This window comes from Paenibacillus dokdonensis (genome assembly GCF_004916975.1).
GTDB lineage: Bacteria > Bacillota > Bacilli > Paenibacillales > Paenibacillaceae > Paenibacillus_AQ > Paenibacillus_AQ dokdonensis.
Genome location: NZ_STGQ01000003.1, coordinates 756,983 through 783,949 on the forward strand (window position 1 = coordinate 756,983; position 26,967 = coordinate 783,949).

Below are 26,967 nucleotides of genomic sequence, written 5' to 3' on the forward strand. Positions count from 1 at the left end.
GGGCGTTGTTTGGACACCCCCCCTGATTATCCTCCCAATGTAAAAAAGCAGCCAATCTGCCAGATTATCTGCCTGTGTTAAAGTCTAGAATTGTTGGTGGCAAACGGATATAATGGTCATTATTTATTTCCTAAAATGGGGTGCATGCGTGGGTACAGCTGACTTCCATCTTTCTCATCATGATACCGGGACACAAATTTTGACTGAACCAGACGATCAAGCATTACCGTAATAGCACTGGGGGTAACATCCATTTTTTTCGCCAAAGATGAAATACTGCATGGTTCTTTTTCTTGGATTGCACCAAGCAAATAGTATTGGGACGGTGTGACACCTACATCCAGCTGACCTATAAGTTGATCGAGTTCGCTAAGCACTTTTCGTCTAAACAGATCACTGGCACTGTGATAGCGCTGAATAAGGGAACCAAAGTCAATCTTTCTCAATACGTTACTGTGCGCAAATTACATCACTTGTCTATTACTGCATGGCAGACGAAGCTGGCCAGATGTATCATACTCATGTTTACATCGTGTGTTCTAGCGCCGTTCGTTTCAGCACTTTGAAAAACAAGTTCCCCGAAGCAAATCTCGAAATAACCAAAGGAACAATGAACAGAATCGTGATTACATTGCTAAGAGCGGTAAATGGGAAAACGATAAAAAGCATGGCACTATAATCCCAGGCACAGCAATATCCAAATATTAAAGACGAATAAGTGGCTTACTAAATGGAGACGATCGGTTCTGTGGAGTGAGTGAAAAAGGTATTTCGCCCGTCAAAAGGAGGCCAAGATGAACGAAACAGCAATAGAGCTTCAGTTATTTGAGAACTTAAAGCCTGAGTTAACATCGTTCTGTTACAGAATGCTAGGATCCATCGATGACGCAGACGATGCTGTTCAGGAAACCTTTATTCGTGTTTGGCAAAGTTGGCATTCATTCAGGCTGGAGTCCTCATTCAAAACTTGGGTTTATCGTATTGCATCAAACTTATGCCTGGACAAACTAAGACAAGCCAAGCGCCGTTCGCGTCCCGTTGACCTATCCGACCCAGCGGTACCTACCGTCGAACTCTGCGAAAAGTTTCCCGAGTCAGCTTGGATTTGGCCTGCCCCTGATTTCTCGGCGAGTCCGGAAGATATTTTCATTCGCAAAGATACCCTTGAACTCTGTTTTATTACACTCTTACAGATCTTCCCCCCCCGTCAACGTGCGGTTCTTATTTTGAAGGATGTATTCGAATGGTCCTCCAAACAGATCGCTGAAACTTTAGGAATATCGCCGGCAGCGGTTAACAGCGCTCTACAAAGAGCCAGAGAAACGATGGACCGAGCGAAACTTCATTCTAACGAGTTTAGTATGATGGATGTCGAACCTGATCGTGAGTTGCTTGCACGGTATGTGGAAGCCTTCGAACAATTTGATATCAATGCGTTGGTAGCGTTGTTTCATGAGGAAGGCCGTCTGTCAATGCCGCCTTTCCCAATGTGGGTACGCGGCAAAGACGATTTGTTCAAGTTTTTTGCGCTTACACGCTGGCATTGTGAGGGATCCCGTTTTTTGCCAATTATGGCGAATGGGGGTTATCCTGCTTTCGCACAGTATGTGCCAAGCGGTGAGGACTCCTACTTGGCACCCTGGGGTATTCACATGATTGAAATAAAGGACAAGCAAATATACCACGTCCAAAATTTCATTAACTCAAAATTATTTTCCCGATTTGGGCTTCCTGCACAAATACACCGATGAATATCGTAAACTAATTTCGTCTAAATAAATGAGAAACAAAATTACGATTATCAAAGATAGAAAGGAAGATAGTTCATGCGTAAAATCATTCTATTCATTCACAGTTCGATTAATGGAGTTGTCACTGGCGACCCAAGCGAGGACAAAACCAACTGGGCAGTCTGGAGAAATAGCGCTGGCATTGAGGAAGGTTCTCAGTATCTATTAAATATTTTCGAGACAGCTGATACCATTTTACTTGGCCGCGGAACCTACGAAGACCTCTCTAGAAAGTGGCCGAATACTCGAGGTTCAAGCCTGGGTGATAAGATAAACAACGCCCACAAACTAGTTGTAACGGGCGCCCTCCCGCTCGACAAGCTAAAATGGGGAGAATTTGAAGCTCCAAAAAAATTGACCGGCAGTAATATAGAAGAGCAAATTAAGAACCTAAAAAATGGTGACGGTGGCGACATTGTTATTTTCGGTAGTCCAACGCTCGTGCGATCACTGGCAAACGCAAATCTTATTGACGAATATCAGATAATCATGCACCCTGTTGTGGTCAAAGTAGGTGAGCATTTGTTTGACAATCTTAATGAGCAGAAGGAATTCCGTCTCGTGGACGTCAAAACACTAAAGGTTGGTTCCCTCTTGGTAACCTACAGACCCTCTATAGCCTAGCTCAACCCGGCAGATCATTACTGTCAACACAAACAGTTACCCAGTTGATAATGTGCAATGGACCGTCAACCGATACTATAATTGATTCAACACAGTAGTTCCATACGTCCCAAGAATGAAAAGACAGTTAAGCTTGAACGCCTAACTGTCTTTTCATTAGTTGAACCAATTCTTACTGCAAATCCACCAGGTAAGCATATCGTGTTCGTTTTTAGTAAGGTTGGTGTAGGTGAGGGGAGTCGACCCCTTCCAGACCAATCACGATTTATGAAATTGCCATCACCAGTAGAGCCACTGACTCCACATGAACCGTATGCGGGAACATATCCACCGGCGTTACTTCCACCGTCCGGTACCCGCCATCCTCAAGCACGCGCAAATCCCGCGCCAACGTAGATGGATTACAGCTCACATATACCACCCGCTCCGGCTTCATCTCTAGAATCGTCTCCAGCAGCTTCGGATCGCAGCCTTTGCGCGGCGGGTCGACGACGATCACGTCAGCTTCTATGCCCTGCTCTTTCCAGGCGGGGATGACATCCTCGGACGCCCCGACCTCGAACGTAACGTTATTCATTCCGTTCAGTTCCGCGTTACGGCGTGCATCTTCAATGGCTTCCGGAACAATTTCAACACCGTACACTTTACCAGCATGCTGGGCCAGGAAAAGCGAAATCGTACCAATACCACAGTACGCATCGATAACCTTCTCTTTCCCGGTCAACTGTGCATACTCAACCGTCTTCCCGTAAAGTACCTCGGTCTGCGCCGAGTTCACTTGATAGAACGAACGCGCTGATATAGCGAATTTCACGTCGCCGATATAGTCATAAATGACTTCTTGTCCCCACAGGACACGAGTAGTATCGCCGAAGATGACGTTGGTCTGTTTCGTGTTCACGTTCTGGCAGATGCTGACGACGGACGGCAGTTGGGCCCGGATCTCTTGAACCCATTCATCCGCGTGCGGGATCTTGTTGCCGTTAGTGACCAGGACGATCATCATCTCGCCAGTACGGAAGGCGACCTTCACGACGACGTGGCGCAGCAGGCCTTGGCCACTCTCCTCGTCGTAAGCAGTGATGCCGAGCTTGCGGCCGATGGCCTTCACGCGGGCAACGACCTCGTCGTTGCTCTCATGCTGGATGAGGCAGGCTTCCATGTCGATGATGCGGTGGCTGCCGCGGGCGTAGAAGCCGCCGACCAGGCCGCCTTCGGTGACGCCCATCGGCACCTGCGCCTTGTTGCGGTAGCGCCATGGCTCGTTCATGCCCATTGTGGCATGAACCTGAATGCCTTCGCTTCCAGGCACCGTACCCTCTGTACCCATAGCCTCCGTATCCACATGCTCTCCATCGATAGAAGCAGCACCATCACGACGCACTACCGGCTCCCCGCTCACCTGCAGCTTCCCGATGCGCACCAGGTTGTCCACGACAAGCTGACGCTTCCAGGACAGCTGGGCCGTATAGTCCATATGCTGCAGCTGGCAGCCGCCGCATTGGTCGTAGATCGGGCAGGGCGCGGCTATGCGATCTGGGCTGGCTTCGACCAGCTCCAGCAGCTTGGCATAACCATACTGCTTCTTGGTCTTCAGTACCTTCACGCGCACCTTCTCGCCGGGAAGGGCTCCGGCCACGAACAGTGTATATCCATCTGCACGTCCTACGCCTTCCCCGTCATGATTCATCCCGATAATATCGATTACGGCTTCGTCGTTCTTCGCCACTGGCAGTCCGGTGATTGGCGCAGGGGTGCTGCGGCGGCCGGAGTTCCGGCGGCTTTGTCGCTTATTCATGCTGCTCATGTCACTTCTTTCCTCATATATTTCAAGTAATTCGTGGTCTCTGCTCTTCTCGCTGAATTCTATGCTTCAACATCGTTTCAATCTATATACGAACCCTATGAGCCCATAATTCCAAAGCTCTCCAAGGTCAATTTATAATCGTTGATTTATAACAGATAATCTCCTACGATCCCACTTATCTGCCCTTTAGAACATTCTACTTTTGACATCTTTCATGCAGCACTAACATCGCCATCCTGCGAAAGAGGTCATTTCACGCAAATTCACGTAGTTTCAATCCGAAACACGTCGTTTCCTACCTGCTTCATTTCTCAAGGGAATTAGGTCCCCTCTACACAAAATCATCTCTTATAACTCTTCCAGATACCTTCTCACGCTGGAGCCATCTCTGCATCCATCCTATTATACCAGACATCGCCCCAACGCAAAAAAAGATCAAGATGCCCGCTCCCACCCTTGATTCCGATGAACAGCTTCTGGACATCTTAACCTACGTGAACTTCTGGTATGTACCGGTTAACGGCCGCGTGGGCCGTCTTCCAAATCGCATCACACTTATACTCACATCTACCTCATCGAAACTTCCATCCACCTACGCAAAAATCCGTAAATGCTGATGCAGCACCGAAAACTGGCCCGGAAGCGATCCGCCCAGCTCGCCGTCGAGGTTGAGCAGCACCTTGCCTGGTGAGGTGACTTCCATAGAGCTCGTGCGGAAGGATATGACCTTCTTATCATTCATATGCTCGCCGCGCAGCGCAAGCGTAACAACGCGTACGAACTCCGCCAGGTTGCATTTCTTGAGGGCAATCACGTCGAGCAGGCCGTCGTCGATCCGCGCTCCCGGGGCCAGCTTCTCGAAGCCGCCGACCGAGTTCGTGTTCGTGATTAGGAAGAGCATGAACTCATCATGGATCGTCTCCTGTCCCTCGGCGTTGATGATCAGCTCCTGCGGTGACAGGCTGACCATTTTCTCGACACCCTTAATATAGTAAGCCAATTGGCCGATCATCGTCTTCAGGCGGCTTGGCACATCATAGGTAAGCTCCGTTAATGTTCCTCCACCCGCAATATTGATGAAATAACGGTCATTCGCCTTCCCCACATCGATCGGACGGGTCTGCTGCCGGATCACCAGATCGCAGTAGTCCTCCCAATTCCTTGGGATGCCGAGTCCGCGGGCAAAATCATTCGTGGTTCCCAGCGGGAACACGCCGAGCGGAGGCACATTTTCCTTGCCTGCCATCCCGTTCACGACCTCATACAAGGTGCCGTCGCCGCCAGCGGCGATAATCATATCGTATCCGCGCTCCACCGCATCCGCGGCGGACGCGGTTGCATCGCCTTCACCTGTTGTCGCATGACAGGAGGCTTCGATGCCGCCTTGGTCGAGCCTCTGGAGAATGTCCGGCAGACGCCGTCTCATTTCCTCTCGGCCTGAGCTGGGATTATAAATCAATCTTGCTCTTTTCATTTACCATACGCCACCTATTTTAGGATTTGCACATGACCATAGAATCACCAAAGGTATCTTATCTGTAGTCCATTCTATAATCTTTACCGCTATTTTTCTGCATAAAATAATTCACGGCATAAAGCCGTCAAACGAATTTACACAAAATCCGCTTCCGGTGAATCAAGAAAACTCCCGTTCAGAAAAATATAACTTATTATTCCACTTTTAACCAGTCTTGAATCTGCTCATCGAGCCATGCGGTCAACAGCGGATGCGGCAGCAGCGCTTTACCGGAATATAGGTAGCTCAGGCCTTCGAGGCGCTTCGGAATCACTTCCCGGATAAAATATCCCTCACTCAAAAAGAGCGGAGCTGCAATAACCTGCATCCCGCGTTCCTTCTGCCAATATTCCACTTTGGTTCGCACGCTGTCCGGCCGCAGCAGCGCGTAGTCTGTCGCGGCCAGTCCGCTGATCTCACGCACCTGCTCCGCGAGACGCGCCAGTCCCTGCTCCCAGCGCTGCCGGAAGCCTTCATGGCTGCTGCCGTGTCCGATCAGGACAAGCGCCTCCTGCCCTGGATTCTGCGATACAGCCTTCGCCTTATCCCAGATCATTTCCGCCACATAGGATCCATGCTCAATCGGCGAGCCGTAATGAATTCTCGCATGGACACGAAATGGCGCCAGATCGCTCTCAAAGGACGGAGCATCAATGACGCCAAGCGCATATGCGATTTCATTCACATGCGTGCTTCCCGAAGATACGAACAGCGGAATAACCAGGATGTCTGTGACGCCCTGGCTCTCAAGCAGGTCAAGGCCATCTTGAATCAGCCGCCCTTCTACAATTTCCAAGAACGAAGCCGCCACAGGGAAGTTTCCCCGCAGCGGCAGCTGATTGATGGCGTGATCGACCAGATCGACCCAAGCTTGTTCCCTTGAGCCGTGACTGATGACGAGTACGCCTCGTTTGCGCATCTTATCGTCCAAGACGCTCTAATGTCATTTTATACCCATCGTTGCCATAATTCAAACAGCGCTTCACACGGGAAATGGTAGCCGTGCTTGCTCCTGTTTCAGCTTCGATCTGGTTGTACGTATTGCCTTTGCCAAGCATGCGCGCAACCTCCAGGCGCTGGGACAGCGACTGGATTTCATTCACGGTGCACAGGTCATCGAAAAATACGTAGCATTCTTCGATGTCTTTCAACGTCAAAATTGCCTCGAATAATTGGTCTATACTTTTATCATTAAGTTTCTTCAGTTGCACTGAATCATCATCCCCTACTATTACTATGTATTTTCATTGTACCCGAGCGAGTATAGACTTTTCAAGCATTAACGAATTCACGCACTACAGAGTCACAAGATCAGACTGCCATAGAGCCCCCTGTCGTCGCCCCTCAGACATATCCTTAATCTCGCATTTTAGCTAATATTAGTCATTTAAAAGGCATACCAATAGCGGCTCTCTGCATGTTGATCTATAGAGCCGAAGTGGTTTGTTCTCTCTTGGTCTCTGTCCGGTAAGCATCAGAATATTGAATGCTGCAAAATCCTGCTGAATATCATCGCCGCCATGAAAACGCTTTAATTATACCTCAGCAACGAAGTAATGTATAGATTTGGAACGGTAATTTTACAATGCAGCTTACTCGGGACCGTCTACAGAGTTACTTTCATAAGGCCTCTTTCGCCTTTCCTGTCCCCTCAAACTGCAACGATGAAGCACATCCGAAGGTCAGCGAACTCCACTTCAGCAAAAAAAAGAACCCCGGCGCTCCTGGGTCCATATCCTGTATGAAGTTCTTCTTGCCGCATGCTCTGGGTATTCGCCCGATTCCGCTCCTATCCCTGTCTACCGGGCATTCGTCCATACCTTATGTTTGCCCATGACATACAGTATAGTAAAACAACCCAAAAAGGAAAGTGATACCATGCCTGAGCATTACTATCACCGCAAGCCTCAAAACGATCAGCGCTCGCTGAACGGCGGTCCCTTTTCCCCTTACCCATCCTATTCACCCTATCCGGGTATCCCTTATAACGACTTCGCCGGCCCCGGTACGGGGATGGTTCCGTTCCAGGGTGCCGAGGCTTTGGCAGGTGCAGAAGCATTAACAGGGGCCGAGGCTTTGACCGGAACGGCAGAGCTCGTAACCGCAGCAGCCGCGCCGGCAGCCGCAGCTGCCAAAACCGGCTTCTCCCTCGCCAACATCGGCGAGCTGAAGGGCATTATCGACCGGCTGGGCGGCATTGACGGCATCGTCAACAATATCGGGAAGGTGCAGAAGGTCATGACCGGCGTTCAGCAGGTCGCACCGATGTTCAAGCTCTTCTTCGGCAAAGGCAAAACCAACAGTGCTTCCAGCGGAGATTCCCGTAAACGCAGACGCCGGAAGAGAAAAAACACAAACAAGAAATCCTCTTCCAGCAAACGCAAAAACACCGCTTCCCGTTCCGGAAAGTCGAAACCATCCTCCGGCAAAAAGCGGCGCTAACCAGACACATAAGAAGAACAGTTTTTGAGCTTCCTCCCATCCTCACAGACAACTGAACGCAGTCATCGGAAGCTTCTCATGCGGGATCAAGAAGTTGGTATCCGCGAAGAATCAACCTGCTGATCCCCTCACACAAGCATATTATCTAGCCGCTGCATCCCGAAAACATGGTCTTTCTATTCACTAATAAGTATGAGACAAATTCGCATGATGAATGTAGTACAGATTTCTAGGGGCGTGAGCCCCTTTTTTTCATTGGCATACAAAAGAAATCTGTCCTCTCTACAGGCAATTCTTACTTGAACCAGCCCCGCTTGAGAAACCACAGCACCATGCCGCCACCCAGCACGAACATCAGCAGCAGGACAGCCGGATAACCGAATTTCCAGGCCAGTTCCGGCATATTGGTGAAGTTCATCCCGTAAATCCCCGCGATCAGCGTCAGCGGCATGAATACGGTCGTAATGACCGTGAGCGTCTTCATGATCGAATTCATCCGGTTGGAATTCAGCGAGATATAGCTGTCCCGCAGATCCGCCGTCATTTCGCGGTCCGCCTCAATCATGTCGGTCAGCTTCAACAGATGGTCATAAATATCTCCAAAATACACTTTATGCTCGTTATTGCTTTGGACATGCTGGGAGTTCACGATCCGGTACATCAAGTCCCGCATCGGCACCACGGTGCGGCGCAGCTTCAGCAGGCGTCCCCGCAGATCGAATACCTGGTTCATCAGGTCCTCGACGGATTCCGTGCTCCCCCGGTTCTCCAGCTCTGCCAGCTCATCCTCGATACTGAATACGCTGGGAAAATATTTGTCTACCAGCTTATCCATCACGTTATAGGCGCAGGAGACCGGTCCACGCGACCAGATTTTACGGTCATGGGCATGCTGGATAATCTCCGTCCACGCCTCATCCACTTCCTGCAGCTCTTTATTGTGAAAGGAGACGATGAGGTTTTGCCCCAGAAACAGATCTACCTCCTCCACATGCAGGGTATCCGGTTCGAGCGCATGCAGCACGAAAAACTGCAGTTCATCATAATAATCAAGCTTCGGGCGCTGCAGCACATGTAGGCAGTCCTCCACCGCCAGTGGATGAAAATGAAAATATGTAGTCAGAAGCGCCGATTCCTTCGGCGTTGGTGCATTGAAGTCCACCCACATCCAGGCGTAATCCTCCGGCTGAATCTCCTCCAGCGGAATTCCGGTCACCACCTCATGCGAGCGGGTTATAGCCAGCGTACGTATCATCGGTATTTGCGGACCCCTTTCACCTGAAGACTTTGCATACATCATCTGAATTGCAAAATCCCGACCTTCTTAGGTACCTTCTATTGTACATTATCAGCAGTCTTATCACGAAATCATCCGTTTTCGGGCATACAAAAAAGCCAACCTATTCGATTGGCCTCCACTCTATTCCTATTGTTTTGTCTAAAATAATATTTTAAAAATAATACCTGCCAGTATGGCGGAAATCGGAATCGTAATAAACCAAGTGATGACGATTCGTCCAGCCAGCGACCATTTCACTTCGGAAAAACGCTTCGCGCTGCCTACACCGAGAATGGCGGAGGTTACCGCATGGGTTGTGCTGACGGGCAGATGCAGCAAAGTTGCGCCGAAGATGACGGAAGCGGATGTGAAATCAGCCGCGAAACCGTGAATCGGTTCGATTTTGAAAATTTTCGTGCCCATCGTCTTGATAATCTTCCAGCCGCCAATGGAAGTGCCGAGCGCCATCGAGGTCGCTGCCGCAATTTTAACCCAAAGCGGTACTTCGAGACTATCCAGATGTCCGGAAGTGACGAGAGCAAAGGTGATAATCCCCATGGCCTTTTGCGCGTCGTTCGTACCATGTGTAAAAGACTGCGCTGCAGCCGTAAGGATCTGCATGGTGCGGAAGCCTTTGTTGACGGTATGCGGACTCTTCTTCGCAAAAATCCATTTGAGGATCGTCATGATAATATAACCGATGACAAATGCAATAAGCGGAGACAGCAAAAGTCCTTCCACGATTTCAATGAACCCGCTCCATTTGAGGTGATCCGAACCGGCTCCAACAAACACCGCACCGGCCAAAGCACCGATCAGCGCATGCGAGGAGGAGGACGGAATGCCCAGCCACCAGGTCGCCAGATTCCAGATAATCGCAGCAAGCAATGTGGCGGTAACCACTTCCAGGCCATTATCGAGCGTTGTCGGATCCGTAACGCTGCCGCCGATTTTCTTCGCAACACCCGTGAAGAGAATGGCGCCGAGGAAATTCATGAATGCTGCCAGAATGATCGCCGTACGCGGCTTGAGCGCACGAGTCGACACCGAGGTAGCAATCGCATTGGCTGTATCATGGAAACCGTTAATGAAGTCAAACGCCAGCGCAAGGAAGATAACAATGCCTATAACGAAAAATGATGATGTATCCATGTTTTAGTAGACCCCTTACGAGTTGCTCATAATGATCGATTCCAGCATATTGGCCACATCTTCACATGCGTCTGTGGTTGTTTCCAGCCGTTCGTAAATCTCTTTGCGTTTGATCAGCTCGATCGGATCCTTCACTTTCGCGAACAGCTCTTTAATGCAGATACGGAGCAGTTCGTCGCCCTGATTCTCCAGATCGTTCAACCGGATCGTATATTCACGGATCGCCAGAAGCTTTTTCTGGGATAACAGGTGAATAGCTTTTTGAATCTCGTAAGCCGATTGCCGCAAAATTTCCGCAAACTGTACGATATAATCGTCAGGATCCGGCAAATGATACATATCGAAGCGAGAAGCACAAGCCTCCAGCCCGTCCATTACATCATCCAACGTGGTCGTCAAATCCATGATATCGTCGCGTTCGATCGGCGTGATAAACGTTTTGTTGAGTTCCGTAATAATGGTGTGTGTAAATTCGTCACACTGCGACTCAAACTTTTTCATTTCATTGGCAAAAAGAAGTACATCCTGGAGATTGTTTACATGCTGAGCGAAATAATCGGCAGCTTGTACAATCGTATCGGCCATATTCTCCAAAGTTTGGAAAAATATGTCCTTTTTCTTCAATTTCATACGATAACCCCTTTACTTAAAATTGCCGTGAACGCGCGAAAAACAGAAAAATGACAACCCTAGTTATTTTATCAATCCGTGACACACTTTGTAAAGATAAGCACCTTTCTATTTTAACGGAATGTAAAGGCCATTTCAGGATTTCTTACTTATAATTACCCATTCATACGCAGAATTATCCAAGGGCTGGATGTTCCGTTACCAGCATTTTCATAATTCATATAAGCTCCCAGCCTTATGACTGATGAATTTCGACATGGCTGTCGAAGGTTGGCGCATTCGGTACAATATTGAAATACGTCGTACCCGGGAACAGCGGCACTTCCTGTCCGTTCTTCACGAAGCGGATGACATCACCCTTACCACGCACCCATTGTCCCTTAATGACCTTCCCCCGCTGCAGCAAAATAGCCTCTCCGCCCGAAACGACGTTTACGGCAAGGCGGCCCACATCATCCAGTGTCTTATGATCCGCTCCCAAGATAACCACATTCGCAGCAGTGAGCTGCTGATTCGTATTCAGATCAATATGCGGTTTGCCGTTAATGGAGCGCAGATATACTTTGCTGGCCTCATGGTACTGGTAGGACACCTTATAGCTTTTGAGCAGGAAGGTGATTTCCACACCCGAAGCATTGTCGCCCTCTGGCATGTCATCCTCGGCACGGAACTTATAAGAGGGTATGTTTACATCCTTTTTATAGCCATGCTTGTCAGCACCCTCACGGAGCTTGTCTGCATTCGAATACAGGTTATGCGGAGCCTTGCGCGACTTGTCTCTCCAAAAGTATGCCCCTGCGTTGCCGATTTCATCGAGATCTTCCTTATGCTGCTTCTGCAAAATCGCATAGGCATCATTGCTGCCGCCCGCATGCACTAGGACACCGCCATAGCTTTCGCCGATATCGATCAGATAAGGACGGATGCTGCGGATCGGCCCGATGGTCTCGTCGGTCCCCTTGCTCTGGAAAATACCGATCAAACGCGTAATCCCACCTTCGGCCAGCACTTCATATACGATATCCGCCTGAGTGAGTCCGGACTGCGGCCGCGCAGCCGGCGCATTGTTGATCATGATGGACAGTGGACGCGTCGTTACAGGCTGATCCAGAGGCAGTCCGGTCAACGGCGCTGTGTAAGCTGTCTGCGGTTCTCCTGATGAAATCGGATCTTCCTGCGCCGGCTCATCCGGAGGCGTCTGCTCCTCCACGACTGGCGCTTTCGGCGGATCCGCCTTGGGCTGTCCACAGGATACGAGTATTGACCCCAATAATGTAAGGCAGATCAAGCTGCTCCCAAGCTTGAACCCCCATCCTTTTCTTAACCTGTTACTCTTCTTCATATATTACATTTCCCCCTTAACGGTTCTCCCTGCTTCTTGTGAATGCTGCTCCTTGTGTCCGCTGCTCCTTGTGTCCGCTGCTCCTTGTGTCCGCTGCTCCTCTGGTCTGTCATCCTTTTTCGTTTCCTTTTGTTCCCATTTAAGCATAAAAGGCCAGGTTTGTCTTTGCTAACCATATAGAATGTATAAGATAATTTTAAATTTAATCTAAAATTGTGATTTAAATCACATATCATGTGAATTAATTCACATATAATAAAGACATGAAAGAGATGATCATCTTCCAACAAAAACAAGAAGCTTACAACAAGAAAAGGCATCTTCTGCAAAGCTTCCTAAAAACAATAAAAAACTTGAGGAGTGGATTGTAATGTTCAACAACTGGCTGAGAAATAACAAAGTGGCAATGTGGTTACTGACGGTGGTTCGGATCTACCTTGGATATACCTGGATCAAAGGCGGCATTGAAAAATTAACTGGCGGATTCGATGCAGGAGGCTTCCTGCAAGGGGCTATCGCCAAGGCTAGCGGAGATCATCCCGCAGTTCAAGGCTGGTGGGCTGCATTCCTGGAGCATGGCGCACTGCCTGGAGTGAAATTGTTCAACGTCGTAATCCCGCTCGGTGAAACGCTGGTCGGATTGGGGCTCATCCTGGGTACCTTCACTACCTTCGCAGCCCTGATGGGTATGGTGATGAACTTCGCCTTCCTCTTCTCGGGTACGGTAAGCACCAACGCACAAATGGTAGTGCTTGAAATCTTCATCGTCGTCGCTGCCGCGAATGCCGGACGCATCGGATTGGATCACTGGGTAATGCCTTATGTACGCAGCCTCTTCCACAAGAAAGACCAAGATCATGCTCCAGCACCTGCTCCAAAAGGCGGCATGACGAAGACCAAAGGCGCTGCATAAATAACACAACCCAAACAATCGATCATAGCGCATCAAAAAGAGCCGGGCTGGTATTTCCAGTCCGGCTCAACTCATGTTATCATTCATATTCTTCTTGATCAGGAGCCGAACATCCAGCAGTTCAGGCTGAGGTTACCATATTGGTAAGCCTGAAAGAGGCGCTTGGCTTTGCGGTCATCATCCGCCGCACCCATCGCATAAAAGAGCGGGGTGAAATGCTCCACTCCATAAGAAGGCACCGCCTGGCGGGCATATGGAGCTTTTTTGTCATAATCAAACAACTCATGAACCTTCCAGCTTTCCAGCTGCTTGGCGATCCATTCATCGAACTCTACGGCCCATGCATCCGGTTCACCCGACTGGCTGATCATGCGCAAGTTATGCACAAGTCCGCCGCTGCCGATCACCAGCACATTTTGCTGACGAAGCTCCTTCAGCATCGCGCCGATCGCATACTGTTCCGCGGGGGAACGTCTGGAATCCACAGATAGCTCTACTACCGGAATGTTGGCGTCAGGGTACATTTTCTGCAAAATCACCCAAGCCCCATGGTCAAGCCCCCGGCCGAGAACCGGTTGGTACGACAGATTGCCAGCATCGAACATCTGCCCAATCTGCTGGGTAAGCGATGCAGAGCCCGGAGCCGGATACCGCAGTTCGTACATGGCTTCGGGAAAACCGTAGAAGTCATGCATCGTACCGTGGGATTCATCCACGCTGACAGACTGGTCAGGACTATCCCAATGCGCCGAAAAAACGGCAATGGCCTCCGGTGTAGGAAGCTCCCGTCCCAGGTTTTCCAGAAAACGCGTGTATCCGTTATCTTCCAGGGCGAGCATAGGTGAACCGTGCGCTACAAATAAAGATGGTAATGTCATCGATGTCAACCTCCACACGCCAGTATAAGTTGCTACTTATATTTTACCGTGTATGAAGAGATAATTCCAATCTCTGTATCACTGCTGGCTGTATTTATTTCGAGTAATGTATAGTTGTGTGCATTTTTCTGCCGTTAGATCATCCAGTGCTGCCAATCCTGCTGCAGTGTCTTCTGCTCGTTTAACCATTCTTTGGTCCGGTGAATCAGCTGCCCGCAGTGCGAACCTGAAGAATAGGTGTGATTCCCCTGGAAAATAATCTCTTTGTCGCAGCGGCCCTCGGACCGCATCCAGAACACCTTTTGATACAGAAAAGCATAATCGACCGAAATCGTATCATCCGAGGTGCCATGAACGACAAGTACGTTGCCTGTGAACTTGCTGGCCTCCTGAAACGGCTGATATGTTCCGAGCGAATCAAAAAATGCAGGTGCAAATTCGAATCCAAGATAATCGGAGCTGCCCGTCTTGACCGCATGATTATACACCTCACGTCCGGTAATTTTCACGATATCACTCAGCGGATATCCTACCGCCGACCACAATACCAGATTCTTCACCCTGCGGTCACGCACGGCTGTCAGAATGGCCACGGCACCGCCGAGGCTATGCCCGATCAGCGTCACCTGGGATGGATCGACATTTCCGCAATCCAGGGCATAATCAAGCACGGTCCGGGTCTGGGCAATCATGGACTCCAGCCCTTCCTTGCCATAATCTCCGCTGCTTTCGCCGCAACCGGCATAATCAAAGCGCAGTACCATGTTTCCTTCCCCGGCTAATTCCCTGGCAGTCTTTACGAACAAACGGTCCACGCCAACCCGGCTCCCGACGAAGCCATGGCAGATGACAACCAGCGGAGCCCGCTCCCCGCAGCGTCCGTTCTTCCCTTCCTCCTGCGCTGGATAATGCAGGCTCGCGGTCAGTTCCTCCTGGCCATGCCTTATCATGATCTGTCTTTCCATGACTCCACTCCCCTTTTAAATGTTAGATTCATTCATATTTTCTATATATTATATAATTCCGATAAGTTTAGTGAGATATAAGGTTTGAAGTCCATATTATCACTGCGGGTTTATGTGTGTCAATCCTAATCGGCATGGCTTTTTTGTGAAATGAGGAGGGTGGGTATGGAATGGTCAATCGTGGCAGAAACTAGGGGTCAGACCTGCTATAGAAAGGGATTTGGATATGTGGCAGCAATGGATCTCTCATATACGCGAACATCCCCTTTCCTGGGTGCTCGCTGCCTGCGTTTTATTGGCCATTATCTATGTGGCCGTCAATTATGAAAAACTCTTTTACCGGGAATGAACCATTCAGGACTTACCAGGCCTTGAATTCGGCTGTTCCTGTTCCTATACTTGTTGTATACGGAGGAACGGATATGACAACAAGACAACTGATACAAGAGAACAACCGTCTGCGGGAGCAGATGACGCCGGCAAACCGGGATTTTTATGAGGATATCATCGTTTACGTGCGCGACAGCCGGGTAGACCGGCAGCAGGGTGAACAGAGACTACTTGAACTGGCGAAGGACGTGCTGGACGCGCAAAAGAAAGGCCAATCTGCCTCAAAGCTGCTCGGTGGAGATGCAGAAAGCTATGCCCGCTCGGTGGTTGAATCACTGCCGTCCGTTAAGCCTATCGAAGGAACCGCCTACTACATCATGATCGCCTGGACCGCTCTGACCATTCTGTTCCTGGTGGAGGCCGTGATCGGTTATGGGGCACAGCTTGCAGGTTACAGCGGCAGTCCGCTGAACCGAATCAGCTTGCTGGCCATCATTCTGATCGCTGCCGGCTCCATTGTGATCATGGAAGTTCTCATGAAGTCGCTGAACAAACCGCAGGATAACGATAACAAGAAGCCGGGAATCAACCTGAAAGCCATCGGCATCTACCTGATCGTGATGGTCGTTGTGATGGTGATCGGCTTTTCACTACGCAGCATGCTGCCCGTATTTACGGTACCGCCAGGGCTTAGTCTGGTTCTGTGCATTATCGGTATTCTCGGGCTCCGGTTTATCTTTTTACGCAAATCCAGATAGGATTACGCTCGGGTAAAAACATCTTTGTACTGCACAACGCATTCGTTTGTTGCTGGCAAGGATGTTTTTTTGTGCGCCATGGGCCGAATTCTTGAAATATTTCCAAGTTCCTTTCAAATGTTTACAAGTCCGAAACAAACGGACACCCTGACGAAACAACATGTGGGTAATATGTGATTAACGAAACCTTGGAGGTGCTTTTTCAATGAAATTATCAAAATCCGCAGTCACAGCCGCTGCCCTCATAGCCGCAATCAGTTTACAAGCAGGTGCCGGAGCGATTCATGCCGCCGGAACAACCGCTGCTCCCAAAGTCGTCTCGGCTTCATCAGCAGCTTCCGCCAAAACGGCGCATCAGAACGCAGTCTACAATCATATGATGAGCTTGCTCAAATCCCCAACCAAGCAGGCCGAAGCCGTAAGTTATATGGAAAAGAATATCTATCAAGTGACACCTTGGCAGGGCTCCATGATGTTGCTGAAGCTCGAAAACGCTGAAAATGCCAATCTCGAAGCCTGGAACAATAAATTTTTCAAGGACAGCATTCAGAGCAAACTGATGAAGCTTATGAAATCCGGCGACGATTTGACATCGCTCATCAATAAGACCAGCGACAAGAACCTGAAAGCCTTGTTCAAGGGCGCGCGTGACAGCGGCTACCGGCTGGATACCTCGGAAGGGATGTTCTATCTGGTACTGGATTATCCACGATTCCAAAAGGTACGCTCCTATGTATCTGCCGACATCAAGAGCTACATTGATATCATGACAACGGAAACCAAAGCTCCGTTTGCCAATGACGGTGCCTTGTCCATCGGATGGACGGAAGTGACCAAGCGTGCATTGTCGCAGGAAGCCTTCGTGAAGACGTTCCCGCATTCCAACCGCACGGCCCAAGTGAAGTCGCTGTATACCATGTACCTAAACATTTCGATGTCCGGCCTCAATAACACACCGTTGTTTGACTATGACACCAAAAAAGCCGATCCTAAGGCTAAAGCGGCCCTGCAGGCTGCTGTCAGCAAAGGTGATCCTTCCAAGAGCGCTTATCTGAAAAAGATGAAAGGTTTCCTCGACGTGCTGGAGAAAAACAATGACGTCCTGACACCTGAAGTCGATAAATACAGAAAAGCTGCTTCCGGCATGTAAATAACGCATATTAGACCGGCCGTAGTAACCACAATAAGGTCTCTGCCCCTCACTGCTTCTAAACGGAGCGGCGCAGGGGCTTTTTTCATGCGGGTGAGGGTGATCGCATTCATAAATGAGCTGCAAAATTTGGCATGAAAGCCTGAGTTTGAAAGCATCGTTTACGGTTAAAGTATGGGGGAAGGGAGTTTTGCAGCATGAGAAAAATAAGCATTATTTTATTAGGACTGTTCCTGCTCATTGGAGCTGCGGGCTGCTCGTCCAAGGAAGCGGAGAGCGGCAGCAACGCCGGTCAAGCCAGTAATCAGGGCAGTACCAATAATGGTACGGATGCTCATACGGATAGTGAAAATAATACCCATACCTCTACTACGGCTCCAACACCTGCGAAGGAAACGAATCCGGCTGCACAAGCAGCTGCCGATTTGCAAAAGGCCACATTTAAGGTAACTCCGCGGGAAGCTCTCGACCTCGCTGCCACCAAAGGCCAAGGCGATGTCACCAAACTGGAGCTGGAGCTGGAAAATCAGGTATATGCCTACAAAGTCGAAATGATGACCGATACGCAGAAAACCAAAGTAGGCATCCATGCAGACGATAAGAGCATCCTCGAAAATAAATCCGAACCGCTGGATAAAAGCAAGGTTAAAATCGACCGGCAGCAGTCCAAAATCGACCTGACGGGGATCATCGATGAGAAGAAAGCCATGGAGATCGCCACCCAAAAAGTGAACGGAACCGTGTCCGAATGGAAAATCGAAAGAAAAAACGGTCCCACGTACTATGAAGTTGACGTACACAATGCCAATAAAGAACATGAAATCAAGATTGATGCCAAAACCGGTAAGATTCTCAGTCTTGGCGAGGATGATTAAACCGGATTTAGGGCTACTGGCATGACCTGCAAGTTTACCACAGGAAGGCTTCCGACAAGCTGTCGGAGGTCTTCTTTTTTTGTTGTTTGGATGCATGGTGGGACTCTCAAAAACTACCACTATTATCCTGTAAATAATTTTCTATATTTTCGGATGTTTAGAAAATTATTTTCTAAAAGCGTTTACAAATGATTTTTATTTTGTTAGCCTATAGGCATTAAAAGGAAATTAATCTTGCGATAAGAGGAGTGGAGAACATGCAGCAATATGACGTAGTTGTCATGGGCGGAGGCATCTCCGGTTCCATGGCTGCCATTGCCGCTTCCAAAACCGGAGCCAAGACGCTGATCGTCGAATCTCACGGTTTTCTGGGCGGTACACTGACGGCTAATGGCGTAGGTCCCATGATGACCTTCCATGCCGGTGACAAGCAGGCGATTCAGGGATACACCGATCAGCTCATCGAACGGCTCAAAAGACTCGGCAAATCTCCAGGGCATATTTTCGATACGGTAGGTTTTACATACTCCGTCACCCCGTTTGACGCCGAAGCCATGAAGCATGAGCTCGAACTGATGGTCACGGAAGCTGGCGGTGATATCCTGTACCACACGATGCTGGCCGGAGTTCAGACGGAAAACGGGCGCATCACGGGTATTACGATATGCAATAAATCCGGCATCAGCGAGATTAAGGCTGCCGTCTTCATCGATGCCACAGGCGATGGAGACCTGTCAGCAGGAGCCGGTGTTGAATACACCAAGGGTCGTGAGTCGGATGGTGCAACGCAGCCGATGACCTTGAAAATGAAAATGTACAACGTGAACATCGCCAAGGTCAAGGAGTATATTCATAGCCATCCCGAGGACTTTCCTCTATACAATGGGGATACCTCCATTATTGAGAAAGCCCCCCGCCTCTCTGTCGGCGGCTTTGACAGCCTCTTCAAAAAAGCCAAGGAACGCGGCGAAATCTCCATCCCGCGCGAAAATATCCTGTTCTTTGAAACCAATAACCCAGGCGAAGTCATCCTGAATACAACCCGTATTCTCGGCCATGACGCGACCGATGCGCTCAGCCTTAGCCGCGCCGAAATGGTAGGCCGCAAGCAGTGCCGCGAGCTGGAGCTGTTCGTACGCAAATACATCCCCGGCTTTGAGGATGCCGTCGTCGAATCCACGGGACCGAACATCGGTGTCCGCGGTTCGCGCCAGATTAAGGGCGTTTACACGCTGACCGCAAGCGATATTCTGGAGCAGCGCCTGTTCGAGGATACCATCGCCCACTCCGGCTATCCGATTGATATCCACAGCCCGGACGGCGAAGGCACGAAGCATCAAAAACTGGAATGGGGCGGCATGTACAGCATTCCCTTCTCCTGCATGATCTCGGACTCCGTGAAGAACTTGATCGTCATCGGCCGCTGTATCTCGGCAACCTTTGAGGCGCAGGCCGCGATGAGAACCACGCCAACCACGGGCGCCATCGGACATGGCGGCGGCGTTGCGGCAGCACTCGCTGCACTTGAAGGACAGAACGTGCAGGATGTGGACATCAAGAAGGTGCAGACGATTTTGAAAGAGCAAGGAGCATATCTGGAAGTTTAATAGCAGCCCATTTGAGAGGGGAAATTCTTGTGACAACGGCAATGTGGTTCCAAGCAATCGGTATTCTGCTCATCTTTCTGGTGTTTGTGGGGCTTATGATGGCGCGTAAGCTGCCAACCATTCTGGCCCTGCCCTGCATGGCGATCCTTTTCGCCATCATCGCTGGCGTGCCTTGGTTGTCGAATAATCCGGACGTGACCTCCATCGCCAAAACCATCCTCGCCGGCGGCTCCATGAAACTGTCCGGCGCCATTGCAGGCTTGATATTCGGTGCCTGGTTCGGCCAGGTTCTGAACAAGGTCGGCATCACCAAATCCATTATCCGCAAGGCGGCTGAACTCGCCGGAGATAAACCTGTACTTATAGCTATTCTATTCTTTATTACCGCATCCATTATTTTTTCCGCAGCAGGCGGACTCGGCATGGTCATCCTGGTCGGTACGATCGTCATTCCGATTATGCTGACGGCAGGCATTTCCCAATTTGTCGCTTCCATCGTTGTCCTGCTGGCTGTTGGGGTCGGCTCCCTCTTCAATGTTTCCAACTGGGCCGTATATGTCGATGTGCTGGGCCTTTCCGTCGATAAAATTGCCAATTACACCTTGGTTGTAGCCCTCCCGCTTATCTTGATTTCACTGATTATGATCGTCTTCTATGTCAAAAAAGACGGCAAAGGCCGCAAAGCCTGGGCCATGCCAGCCGCAACGCCCGGCGACAACAAAAAGGTGCCAGCGATTGCGCTGATCAGCCCGCTCGTGCCGGTACTACTCGTCTTCATCTTCAAGATCGATATCGTACCGGCGGTTATCATCGGCGCGATAGTCACCATTCTGCTTACCTGGCCTAAGCGCCCGATCCATATCCTGTCCAGCGCGATGATTGAGGGGATTCAAGATGTTGCCGGCGCAATGGCGCTCATGATCGGTATCGGTATCCTGCTGAGCTCCGTTATGTCGCCACAGGTATCGGCGGTTATTTCACCTCTGATTGAGTCCGTGCTTCCAGGCAACCCGCTAATGTATATTCTGTTCTTTACGATTCTGTCGCCGCTTGCGATCTACCGCGGACCGTTGAATGTATGGGGTCTTGGCAGCGGCATCGCCGCCCTCTTCGTCACAGCCGGTATGACGCCGGTTGCCGCCATGCTCGCTTTGCGCGCAGTCAGCAACGTGCAATCCGTCTCCGATCCAACGAATTCACATAACGTATGGGTGGCTGATTTTACGAAGAGCGATATTAATGAGATTTTGAAAAAGACACTGCCATGGACGATGGCATCCGTGCTGATCTCATTGATTTTCGGGGCATTTATGGTGTTCTAGAGATATTGTAAAGGGTTCGGTTTTTGCACTAGCTAGCTGCAGAGATACAATTTATACAAATCGGGCAAAGTACATCTCTTACAGGGTTCTTTGCCCGCCATCTTAGGAGGACATTATGGGGAGACAAAAGGTAAGAGTTGGCATTGACGTCGGCGGTACGTTTACTGACGCGGCTCTCATTGATAATGAGACATTTGAAGTCATCGAAAAAATGAAAATTCCGACCACTCACCATGATCCGGACGGCGTGGCGAAGGGGATCGTTCAAATTCTGAATCAAATTCTGGACAGCAAAGGCATTCTGCCGGAGGATGTCACCTTCATCGCCCATGGGACAACGCAGGCGACGAATGCCCTTCTGGAGGGTGATGTGGCAAGAGTCGGCATTATCGGGATGGGCTCAGGCCTTGATGGCCTCGGCGCACGCTCCGAATCCAATCCGGGGGATATCGAGCTGGCGCCGGGCAAATATCTCCATACTTATCATGTCTATCTCGATTCCAAGAATCTGACGGATGAACAGATTGAAGCGGCTATTGATGAGCTTGCGGGCCAAGGGGCCGAAGTCATCGTTGCTTCCGAGGCTTACAGCGTCGATGATCCTGCCAATGAATTGCGGGTGGTGGAGCTTGCGAATCGCAAGGGAATCTATGCCACGGGCGGCCATGAAATCAGCCAGCTCTATGGCTTGAAGACCCGGACAAGGACGGCGGTCGTCAACGCCTCCCTCATTCCGAAAATGATGGAAACCGCCAATATGACCGAGAAATCCGTCAAGAATGCCAACATCCAGTCACAGCTCATGATCATGCGCTGCGATGGCGGCGTGATGAGCATCGACGAGGTACGCAAGCGGCCGATCCTGACCATGCTGTCAGGCCTTGCTGCCGGGGTTGCCGGAGCATTGATGTATGAGAAAATTTCAGACGGCATTTTCTTTGAAGTCGGCGGCACCAGCGTCGACATTTCCGTCATTAAGAACGGTAAAGTCATGATCAAGAATGCCGAGGTTGGCGGTCACCGCACGTACCTGCAGTCCCTGGATGTGCGCACGCTTGGCATCGCCGGCGGGAGTATGATCAAGGTGGCTGGAGGACGCATCACGGACGTCGGCCCGCGGAGTGCACATATTGCCGGCAAGGAGTACGAGGCCTTCGCCCCCGCAGAGAATATCGCAGATCCGAAGGTGAAGTTCATCAGCCCCCGCGAAGGTGACCCGGCCGAGTATGCGATCTGTGAATGCGTGAATGGCAGGGAATATTCCTATACTCTTGCCGGAGCAGCGAATATTCTGAACTATATTCCAGATGGAGATTACGCCAAGGGTAACAAGGAGGCCGCACTCAAAGCCTGGAAGGCGCTGGCGGACCATGTCGGTGTCAGCGTGGAGGAAGCAGCAAGACAAGTCATGAATATCGCCATCGACAAGACGATGAAGACCGTCAATGAAATGATTGACGATTATGAGCTGGACCGGGCCTTCGTAACGCTCGTGGGCGGCGGAGGCAGCGGTGCGGTACTCGTACCGGCCATGGCGGAGCGCGAAAAGCTCAAATGCCAGATCGCCAATAACGCGCCCTATGTTTCAACTATTGGTGTGGCGCTGGCGATGGTGAAGGAACAGCTTGAACGGACGGTCGTTAACCCAACCGATGAGGATATCAAGCGCATCCGTGCCGAAATCGTGGAGCGCATCGTCAAATCCGGTGCCTCTGAAGATACCGTGGAAGTGACGATTGAGATCGACAATCAGAAGAATATTCTCCGCGCCATCGCCACCGGCTCCACCGAGCTGCGTTCCAAGGATTTGGCCCAGGAAGCCATATCGGTAGATGATATGAAGGTGATTGCCGCAAGCTCGATAGATCAGCCGGTTGAATCGACCGTACTCGCGGTACAAACGGGCAGGTGGAGCCTGTTTACCGGCGAGAGCGTGAAGAAATCATTCTTCGGCCTGCTGAAGAAGAAATCCAGCAGTGTCAGCGTGCTGGACCGCGAAGGTGTGGTCCGCTTCAAGAAGAGCAATGTGCATTATGCGAAGCTTAGCAAAGCGGCGCAGGAACCGCTGAACGATTTTCTCGATGATAACACCATCTACTCTGACGCCAACGCTACGCTTCCGAAGGTTTTCGTTTTTTATAAAGAAAAGATGCTGGATTTGACCGGCATGCAGACGAAGGAGCAGCTCATATCCATTCTTGAGATCGAGACCGAGATGCTTGCAGCGCAGGATGAATTGCTCGTTGTCGCTTATCAGTAAACAGGCGCATTTTTATAATCCGTGTTGAAAAGGAGATGTTCCGGATGCCCGTTCTCCCCCTTCATACCCTATCCGATGAAATACTCGGTTGCATGGAGCTGAAGCAGGACCCGCTTTTTCATAAAATTCCGGAAGCGAAGATTCCGTATTATGTTCACGAGTCGCTCCGGGCCGGACGTCATGCAGCGGCATCATACAAGGGCAGCAGCATCCGCCGGATGTGCGAGGAAGCCGGACTTCATTATGAAGTGACGGACGCTTCCGGTGAGTATCATAACGTCTCCTTTCGCGCACAGATCGATTTCACCAAAAAGCAGCCTGAAATTATTCTTTACGCTTCCTCTCTGCAAGGAATGCAGCGGGTATGCCGGGATATCCTGGGAGAGCCGGCCAGCGCAGCAGAACCGGACATGGAGCGCTTGATCGATATTCATTTGGCTCATGAATTCTATCACTGGCTGGAGTACCGGGATGCGGCGTTTACGAATGAGAGATTGGAGCCTATCGAGGTCTTTAAGCTGGGGCCATATACGAAGAGATCAACGGTGGTACAATGCAGTGAGATCGCCGCACATGCTTTTTGCAAGGAAGTGCTGGACCTTCCCTGCCTGCCTAATCTGCTGGATTATGCTTACTTGATTGAGGAGAAACATATGCAGGCCGAGGCGTTCGAACAGCAGCTCGAAACTTGCAAATTATGGATATAGCGTACTCTCAATACCTCACTCGGTGTGATATAATGGGGAAATCTAGCGGAGATCACCGGACTCGTCATTTCCAGCGTTAGATCAGGAGGAGGTATCATGTCTTCACAGGTTCCGGCCGTTATCGCGAAAATTGTATCCCAAACCCAAAAATTGACTTATGGTGAGAACCAGATTGCCAATTTTGTCATACACAATCCGGATTTTATTACGCGTAACACGATTACGTCCATTGCCAATGAAATCGGCGTATCGGAAACAAGTATTAACCGGTTCTGTAAAAAGGTTGGCTTTAAGGGCTTTAACGATTTCAAAATCGCTTTTGCCCAGGACGCTTTTTACCGGGATATGCAGGCCAAGAAAAAGGAAAGACGGGAAATCAACCCGATCGATGCGCTCGCGCTCGATTATAACGAGCTTATCGTTAATACGTCTGCGCTCGTCACAGAGGATCAGCTCCACCGTGTGGTGGACATTCTGAAGGGGGCAAGACGAATTTATATTATCGGCTTGTTCGATTCTTATCTGGCCGCGATTGCCCTGAAGAATCGCCTGTCGATCATCGGCATTATGGCCGAGGCGGTGAATGACAGCCGTGCCATGAAGATCGCCGCCGCGCAGTGCGGCAAGGAGGACGTCGTCGTCGCCTTCTCCCGATCCGGATCAACGAAGGAAATCGTGGACACGGTAGCCATTGCTCAGGTCAACCAGGTCAAGACGATCTCGATCACATGTTACGATTCGTCGCCAATCACGGAGAATGCGGACGTGAACATCATCGTGCCGGATAAGATTTCGGTCAACAACAGTGCGCTGATGTCCAATCATATCACCTTCCTGTTCGTCGTGGATTTGATCATGAGCATCTTCATTTCTTCGGACAAAACGTATTTGAAAAAGAAACTCGACAGTGAAGCCGTGCTTGCGAGCGATCTGACGATTACGAATTATTTTTTGTAGCGTGAAAATAGAAAAGCGCCCTTCCACTGCTGGAGGGGCGCTTTTGCGTGCTTAAGTGCTACTTATAGTATGCATTCCTTATAATGCTTGGTATCACCATTATTTTATGATCAGATCAAAATATTATACAGATTCGAATCCTTGTTCAGCTCCGTAAACTGCAGTCCCTTGCGGTTCATGCGCTCGATCAGCGGAATGTAGTCCTCTTTACTGTTGAGCTCGATGCCGACAAGTGCCGGGCCGTTCTCTTTGTTATGCTTTTTGGTATATTCAAAGTTGGTAATATCGTCTCCAGGGCCGAGAACGTCCTGGAGAAATTCACGCAATGCTCCCGAACGCTGCGGGAAGTTGATCATGAAGTAGTGCTTGATGCCTTCGTACATGAGTGAGCGTTCCTTGATCTCCTGCATCCGGTCGATGTCGTTATTACCGCCGCTGATAATGCAGACGACATTTTTGCCTTGAATTTGTTCGCTGTACAGATCGAGAGCCGCCACTGGCAGCGCGCCTGCTGGCTCTACCACGATCGCATTTTCGTTGTACAGGTCGAGTATCGCTGAGCAAGCCTTGCCCTCCGGAACCTTCACGATATCATCGAGCTTGCTGGAGCAGATGGCGTACGGCATGTCCCCTACTCTTTTAACCGCAGCACCGTCTATAAATTTATCGATTTCCTTCAGGGTTACAACCTCTTTGCGCAGCAACGCTTCGCTCATCGATGCAGCTCCTAGAGGCTCTACGCCGATGACCTGTGTGGAAGGACTTACGGTCTTGATATACGTGCTTACGCCTGCTGCCAGACCGCCGCCGCCGATCGTGACGAACACATAGTCTGCCGGTGCGTTCAGGCTCTCCATGACTTCCATCGCGATCGTTCCGTTGCCCGCAATGATTTTCGGGGCATCGAACGGATGGATGAAGGTCAAGCCCTGCTCCTTGCATGCCTTCATCGCTTCCTCGGAAGCATCATCGAACGTGTCTCCGGTCAGGACGACCTCCACATTGCTGCCTCCAAAACGCTTCACCTGCTTCACCTTCTGGTTCGGCGTTGTGCTTGGCATATAAATTTTACCCTGGATACCCAGTGCATTACAGGAAAAAGCTACGCCTTGGGCATGGTTGCCGGCGCTCGCGCATACGATGCCATTGGCCAGCTCTTCGGCTGACAAACTGCGGATCATATTATATGCGCCGCGGATCTTGAAGGAGCGCACCACCTGCAGGTCTTCTCTTTTCAAATAAACATTACATTTGTATTTCGCCGACAATACCGCGTCATGCTGCAGCGGCGTACGTACAATAACCTCACGCAGCATATGATGCGCACGTACAATGTCCTCCATGGAAACCATGTTCTCGATATTCTCACCTGACGATACGGTATTGGGTATCTGGGCAGTCGTTTCATGCAGATTATCCTTCATTTTTTCTCCTCACTCCATGAGCCCTCTATTTGTTGGTTCAGGGCTTTATTCATAGCATCACTGAAATGTTTGTTACACAGTACCGTACCTTTTTTACGGCCTTTTTTCAAGAGCGATTGTCCGTTTATCCTTCAGTGAGCAGTAAAAAACCTCCTGTCCATTACTGAAGTGCACCCCTTAGAATAGACATTGGAAAAACCCCTTGGTTTAACCGATGAATTCTAGGGGGTGTATTTTTT

At 50.1% G+C, this 26,967-nt stretch carries 23 protein-coding genes and 1 pseudogene; 12 read left to right on the top strand and 12 right to left on the bottom strand.

Going from position 1 to position 26,967, the window contains the following annotated elements; all coding sequences use genetic code 11:
• Positions 1 to 119: 119 nt before the first annotated feature.
• Positions 120 to 377 (bottom strand): MarR family transcriptional regulator, encoded by a 258-nt coding sequence (locus E6W40_RS30205; RefSeq protein WP_411832790.1) that lies wholly within the window; start codon positions 375 to 377, stop codon positions 120 to 122.
• A 414-nt stretch (positions 378 to 791) separates the two neighbouring features.
• Between E6W40_RS30205 and E6W40_RS27680 the strand changes: the two are divergent.
• Positions 792 to 1,751, top strand: a pseudogene (locus tag E6W40_RS27680) (sigma-70 family RNA polymerase sigma factor); the annotation flags it as partial.
• A 75-nt stretch (positions 1,752 to 1,826) separates the two neighbouring features.
• Positions 1,827 to 2,414 (top strand): dihydrofolate reductase family protein, encoded by a 588-nt coding sequence (locus E6W40_RS27685; protein WP_136608793.1) that lies wholly within the window; start codon positions 1,827 to 1,829, stop codon positions 2,412 to 2,414.
• A gap of 265 nt (positions 2,415 to 2,679) precedes the next feature.
• On the opposite strand, the gene rlmD is transcribed toward E6W40_RS27685, so the two are convergent.
• The 4 genes from rlmD to E6W40_RS27705 form a co-directional block, all read right to left on the bottom strand.
• Complete coding sequence (gene rlmD, locus E6W40_RS27690; RefSeq protein ID WP_136608794.1) at positions 2,680 to 4,212, bottom strand: 23S rRNA (uracil(1939)-C(5))-methyltransferase RlmD; 1,533 nt, start codon at positions 4,210 to 4,212, stop codon at positions 2,680 to 2,682.
• 601 nt (positions 4,213 to 4,813) lie between these two features.
• The gene (locus tag E6W40_RS27695; RefSeq protein WP_136608795.1) at positions 4,814 to 5,695 is read right to left on the bottom strand and encodes a diacylglycerol kinase; all 882 of its coding nucleotides are present in this window, start codon (positions 5,693 to 5,695) and stop codon (positions 4,814 to 4,816) included.
• Positions 5,696 to 5,891: 196 nt separating this feature from the next.
• Entirely contained in the window at positions 5,892 to 6,656 is a 765-nt protein-coding gene (locus E6W40_RS27700) for a sirohydrochlorin chelatase (RefSeq protein WP_136608941.1), read from the bottom strand.
• A 1-nt stretch (position 6,657) separates the two neighbouring features.
• The gene (locus E6W40_RS27705; RefSeq protein WP_136608796.1) at positions 6,658 to 6,948 is read right to left on the bottom strand and encodes a YerC/YecD family TrpR-related protein; all 291 of its coding nucleotides are present in this window, start codon (positions 6,946 to 6,948) and stop codon (positions 6,658 to 6,660) included.
• A 667-nt stretch (positions 6,949 to 7,615) separates the two neighbouring features.
• On the opposite strand from E6W40_RS27705, the gene E6W40_RS27710 reads away from it, so the two are divergent.
• Positions 7,616 to 8,179, top strand: coding sequence for a hypothetical protein (locus E6W40_RS27710; protein ID WP_136608797.1), 564 nt, complete (start codon positions 7,616 to 7,618; stop codon positions 8,177 to 8,179).
• Positions 8,180 to 8,474: 295 nt separating this feature from the next.
• Here E6W40_RS27710 and corA read toward each other — a convergent pair whose 3' ends face one another.
• From corA to E6W40_RS27730, 4 genes are all read right to left on the bottom strand, one after another.
• Positions 8,475 to 9,434, bottom strand: coding sequence for a magnesium/cobalt transporter CorA (gene corA, locus E6W40_RS27715; protein ID WP_136608798.1), 960 nt, complete (start codon positions 9,432 to 9,434; stop codon positions 8,475 to 8,477).
• 183 nt (positions 9,435 to 9,617) lie between these two features.
• Positions 9,618 to 10,610, bottom strand: coding sequence for an inorganic phosphate transporter (locus E6W40_RS27720; RefSeq protein WP_136608799.1), 993 nt, complete (start codon positions 10,608 to 10,610; stop codon positions 9,618 to 9,620).
• A gap of 15 nt (positions 10,611 to 10,625) precedes the next feature.
• The gene (locus E6W40_RS27725; protein WP_136608800.1) at positions 10,626 to 11,240 is read right to left on the bottom strand and encodes a DUF47 domain-containing protein; all 615 of its coding nucleotides are present in this window, start codon (positions 11,238 to 11,240) and stop codon (positions 10,626 to 10,628) included.
• A 235-nt stretch (positions 11,241 to 11,475) separates the two neighbouring features.
• Complete coding sequence (locus tag E6W40_RS27730; RefSeq protein WP_136608801.1) at positions 11,476 to 12,582, bottom strand: DUF3048 domain-containing protein; 1,107 nt, start codon at positions 12,580 to 12,582, stop codon at positions 11,476 to 11,478.
• Between the two features lie 370 nt (positions 12,583 to 12,952).
• Between E6W40_RS27730 and E6W40_RS27735 the strand changes: the two genes are divergently transcribed.
• Positions 12,953 to 13,495 carry a DoxX family protein gene (locus tag E6W40_RS27735; protein WP_136608802.1) on the top strand — a complete coding sequence of 181 codons (543 nt, stop codon included), beginning with the start codon at positions 12,953 to 12,955 and terminating at the stop codon, positions 13,493 to 13,495.
• Between the two features lie 98 nt (positions 13,496 to 13,593).
• On the opposite strand, the gene E6W40_RS27740 is transcribed toward E6W40_RS27735, so the two are convergent.
• On the bottom strand, positions 13,594 to 14,373 hold the full coding sequence (locus E6W40_RS27740) for a DODA-type extradiol aromatic ring-opening family dioxygenase (RefSeq protein ID WP_136608803.1): 780 nt from the start codon (positions 14,371 to 14,373) through the stop codon (positions 13,594 to 13,596).
• A gap of 134 nt (positions 14,374 to 14,507) precedes the next feature.
• On the bottom strand, positions 14,508 to 15,338 hold the full coding sequence (locus tag E6W40_RS27745) for an alpha/beta hydrolase family protein (protein WP_136608804.1): 831 nt from the start codon (positions 15,336 to 15,338) through the stop codon (positions 14,508 to 14,510).
• Between the two features lie 422 nt (positions 15,339 to 15,760).
• On the opposite strand from E6W40_RS27745, the gene E6W40_RS27750 reads away from it, so the two are divergent.
• The 8 genes from E6W40_RS27750 (at position 15,761) to E6W40_RS27785 (ending at position 25,304) form a co-directional block, all read left to right on the top strand.
• Positions 15,761 to 16,426: a DUF1129 family protein gene (locus E6W40_RS27750; protein ID WP_168929085.1), complete on the top strand. Its 666-nt coding sequence runs from the start codon at positions 15,761 to 15,763 to the stop codon at positions 16,424 to 16,426.
• Positions 16,427 to 16,631: 205 nt separating this feature from the next.
• Complete coding sequence (locus E6W40_RS27755) at positions 16,632 to 17,576, top strand: hypothetical protein (RefSeq protein WP_136608806.1); 945 nt, start codon at positions 16,632 to 16,634, stop codon at positions 17,574 to 17,576.
• Between the two features lie 197 nt (positions 17,577 to 17,773).
• Positions 17,774 to 18,451 carry a PepSY domain-containing protein gene (locus E6W40_RS27760; protein ID WP_136608807.1) on the top strand — a complete coding sequence of 226 codons (678 nt, stop codon included), beginning with the start codon at positions 17,774 to 17,776 and terminating at the stop codon, positions 18,449 to 18,451.
• Between the two features lie 257 nt (positions 18,452 to 18,708).
• Entirely contained in the window at positions 18,709 to 20,058 is a 1,350-nt protein-coding gene (locus E6W40_RS27765) for an FAD-dependent oxidoreductase (RefSeq protein ID WP_136608808.1), read from the top strand.
• A 29-nt stretch (positions 20,059 to 20,087) separates the two neighbouring features.
• Positions 20,088 to 21,380: a citrate transporter gene (locus E6W40_RS27770; protein ID WP_211147095.1), complete on the top strand. Its 1,293-nt coding sequence runs from the start codon at positions 20,088 to 20,090 to the stop codon at positions 21,378 to 21,380.
• A gap of 115 nt (positions 21,381 to 21,495) precedes the next feature.
• Entirely contained in the window at positions 21,496 to 23,640 is a 2,145-nt protein-coding gene (locus E6W40_RS27775) for a hydantoinase/oxoprolinase family protein (RefSeq protein WP_136608809.1), read from the top strand.
• 44 nt (positions 23,641 to 23,684) lie between these two features.
• Positions 23,685 to 24,347 carry a hypothetical protein gene (locus E6W40_RS27780; protein WP_246073224.1) on the top strand — a complete coding sequence of 221 codons (663 nt, stop codon included), beginning with the start codon at positions 23,685 to 23,687 and terminating at the stop codon, positions 24,345 to 24,347.
• Between the two features lie 96 nt (positions 24,348 to 24,443).
• The gene (locus tag E6W40_RS27785) at positions 24,444 to 25,304 is read left to right on the top strand and encodes a MurR/RpiR family transcriptional regulator (protein ID WP_136608811.1); all 861 of its coding nucleotides are present in this window, start codon (positions 24,444 to 24,446) and stop codon (positions 25,302 to 25,304) included.
• 110 nt (positions 25,305 to 25,414) lie between these two features.
• Here the strand turns inward: E6W40_RS27785 and ilvA are convergent, their stop codons facing one another.
• Complete coding sequence (gene ilvA, locus E6W40_RS27790; RefSeq protein ID WP_136608943.1) at positions 25,415 to 26,656, bottom strand: threonine ammonia-lyase IlvA; 1,242 nt, start codon at positions 26,654 to 26,656, stop codon at positions 25,415 to 25,417.
• Positions 26,657 to 26,967: the final 311 nt, after the last annotated feature.

Excerpts from the sequence above, each read along its gene's own strand:
- corA (WP_136608798.1), bottom strand. The coding sequence starts at position 9,434 with ATGATACGTACGCTGGCTATAACCCGCTCGCATGAGGTGGTGACCGGA.
- E6W40_RS27725 (WP_136608800.1), bottom strand. The coding sequence starts at position 11,240 with ATGAAATTGAAGAAAAAGGACATATTTTTCCAAACTTTGGAGAATATG.
- E6W40_RS27695 (WP_136608795.1), bottom strand. The coding sequence starts at position 5,695 with ATGAAAAGAGCAAGATTGATTTATAATCCCAGCTCAGGCCGAGAGGAA.
- E6W40_RS27730 (WP_136608801.1), bottom strand. The coding sequence starts at position 12,582 with ATGAAGAAGAGTAACAGGTTAAGAAAAGGATGGGGGTTCAAGCTTGGG.
- E6W40_RS27685 (WP_136608793.1), top strand. The coding sequence starts at position 1,827 with ATGCGTAAAATCATTCTATTCATTCACAGTTCGATTAATGGAGTTGTC.
- rlmD (WP_136608794.1), bottom strand. The coding sequence starts at position 4,212 with ATGAATAAGCGACAAAGCCGCCGGAACTCCGGCCGCCGCAGCACCCCT.
- E6W40_RS27745 (WP_136608804.1), bottom strand. The coding sequence starts at position 15,338 with ATGGAAAGACAGATCATGATAAGGCATGGCCAGGAGGAACTGACCGCG.
- E6W40_RS27765 (WP_136608808.1), top strand. The coding sequence starts at position 18,709 with ATGCAGCAATATGACGTAGTTGTCATGGGCGGAGGCATCTCCGGTTCC.
- E6W40_RS27785 (WP_136608811.1), top strand. The coding sequence starts at position 24,444 with ATGTCTTCACAGGTTCCGGCCGTTATCGCGAAAATTGTATCCCAAACC.
- E6W40_RS27720 (WP_136608799.1), bottom strand. The coding sequence starts at position 10,610 with ATGGATACATCATCATTTTTCGTTATAGGCATTGTTATCTTCCTTGCG.
- E6W40_RS27710 (WP_136608797.1), top strand. The coding sequence starts at position 7,616 with ATGCCTGAGCATTACTATCACCGCAAGCCTCAAAACGATCAGCGCTCG.
- E6W40_RS27755 (WP_136608806.1), top strand. The coding sequence starts at position 16,632 with ATGAAATTATCAAAATCCGCAGTCACAGCCGCTGCCCTCATAGCCGCA.
- E6W40_RS27780 (WP_246073224.1), top strand. The coding sequence starts at position 23,685 with ATGCCCGTTCTCCCCCTTCATACCCTATCCGATGAAATACTCGGTTGC.
- E6W40_RS27740 (WP_136608803.1), bottom strand. The coding sequence starts at position 14,373 with ATGACATTACCATCTTTATTTGTAGCGCACGGTTCACCTATGCTCGCC.
- E6W40_RS27760 (WP_136608807.1), top strand. The coding sequence starts at position 17,774 with ATGAGAAAAATAAGCATTATTTTATTAGGACTGTTCCTGCTCATTGGA.
- E6W40_RS27700 (WP_136608941.1), bottom strand. The coding sequence starts at position 6,656 with ATGCGCAAACGAGGCGTACTCGTCATCAGTCACGGCTCAAGGGAACAA.
- E6W40_RS27735 (WP_136608802.1), top strand. The coding sequence starts at position 12,953 with ATGTTCAACAACTGGCTGAGAAATAACAAAGTGGCAATGTGGTTACTG.
- E6W40_RS27775 (WP_136608809.1), top strand. The coding sequence starts at position 21,496 with ATGGGGAGACAAAAGGTAAGAGTTGGCATTGACGTCGGCGGTACGTTT.
- E6W40_RS27750 (WP_168929085.1), top strand. The coding sequence starts at position 15,761 with ATGACAACAAGACAACTGATACAAGAGAACAACCGTCTGCGGGAGCAG.
- ilvA (WP_136608943.1), bottom strand. The coding sequence starts at position 26,656 with ATGGTTTCCATGGAGGACATTGTACGTGCGCATCATATGCTGCGTGAG.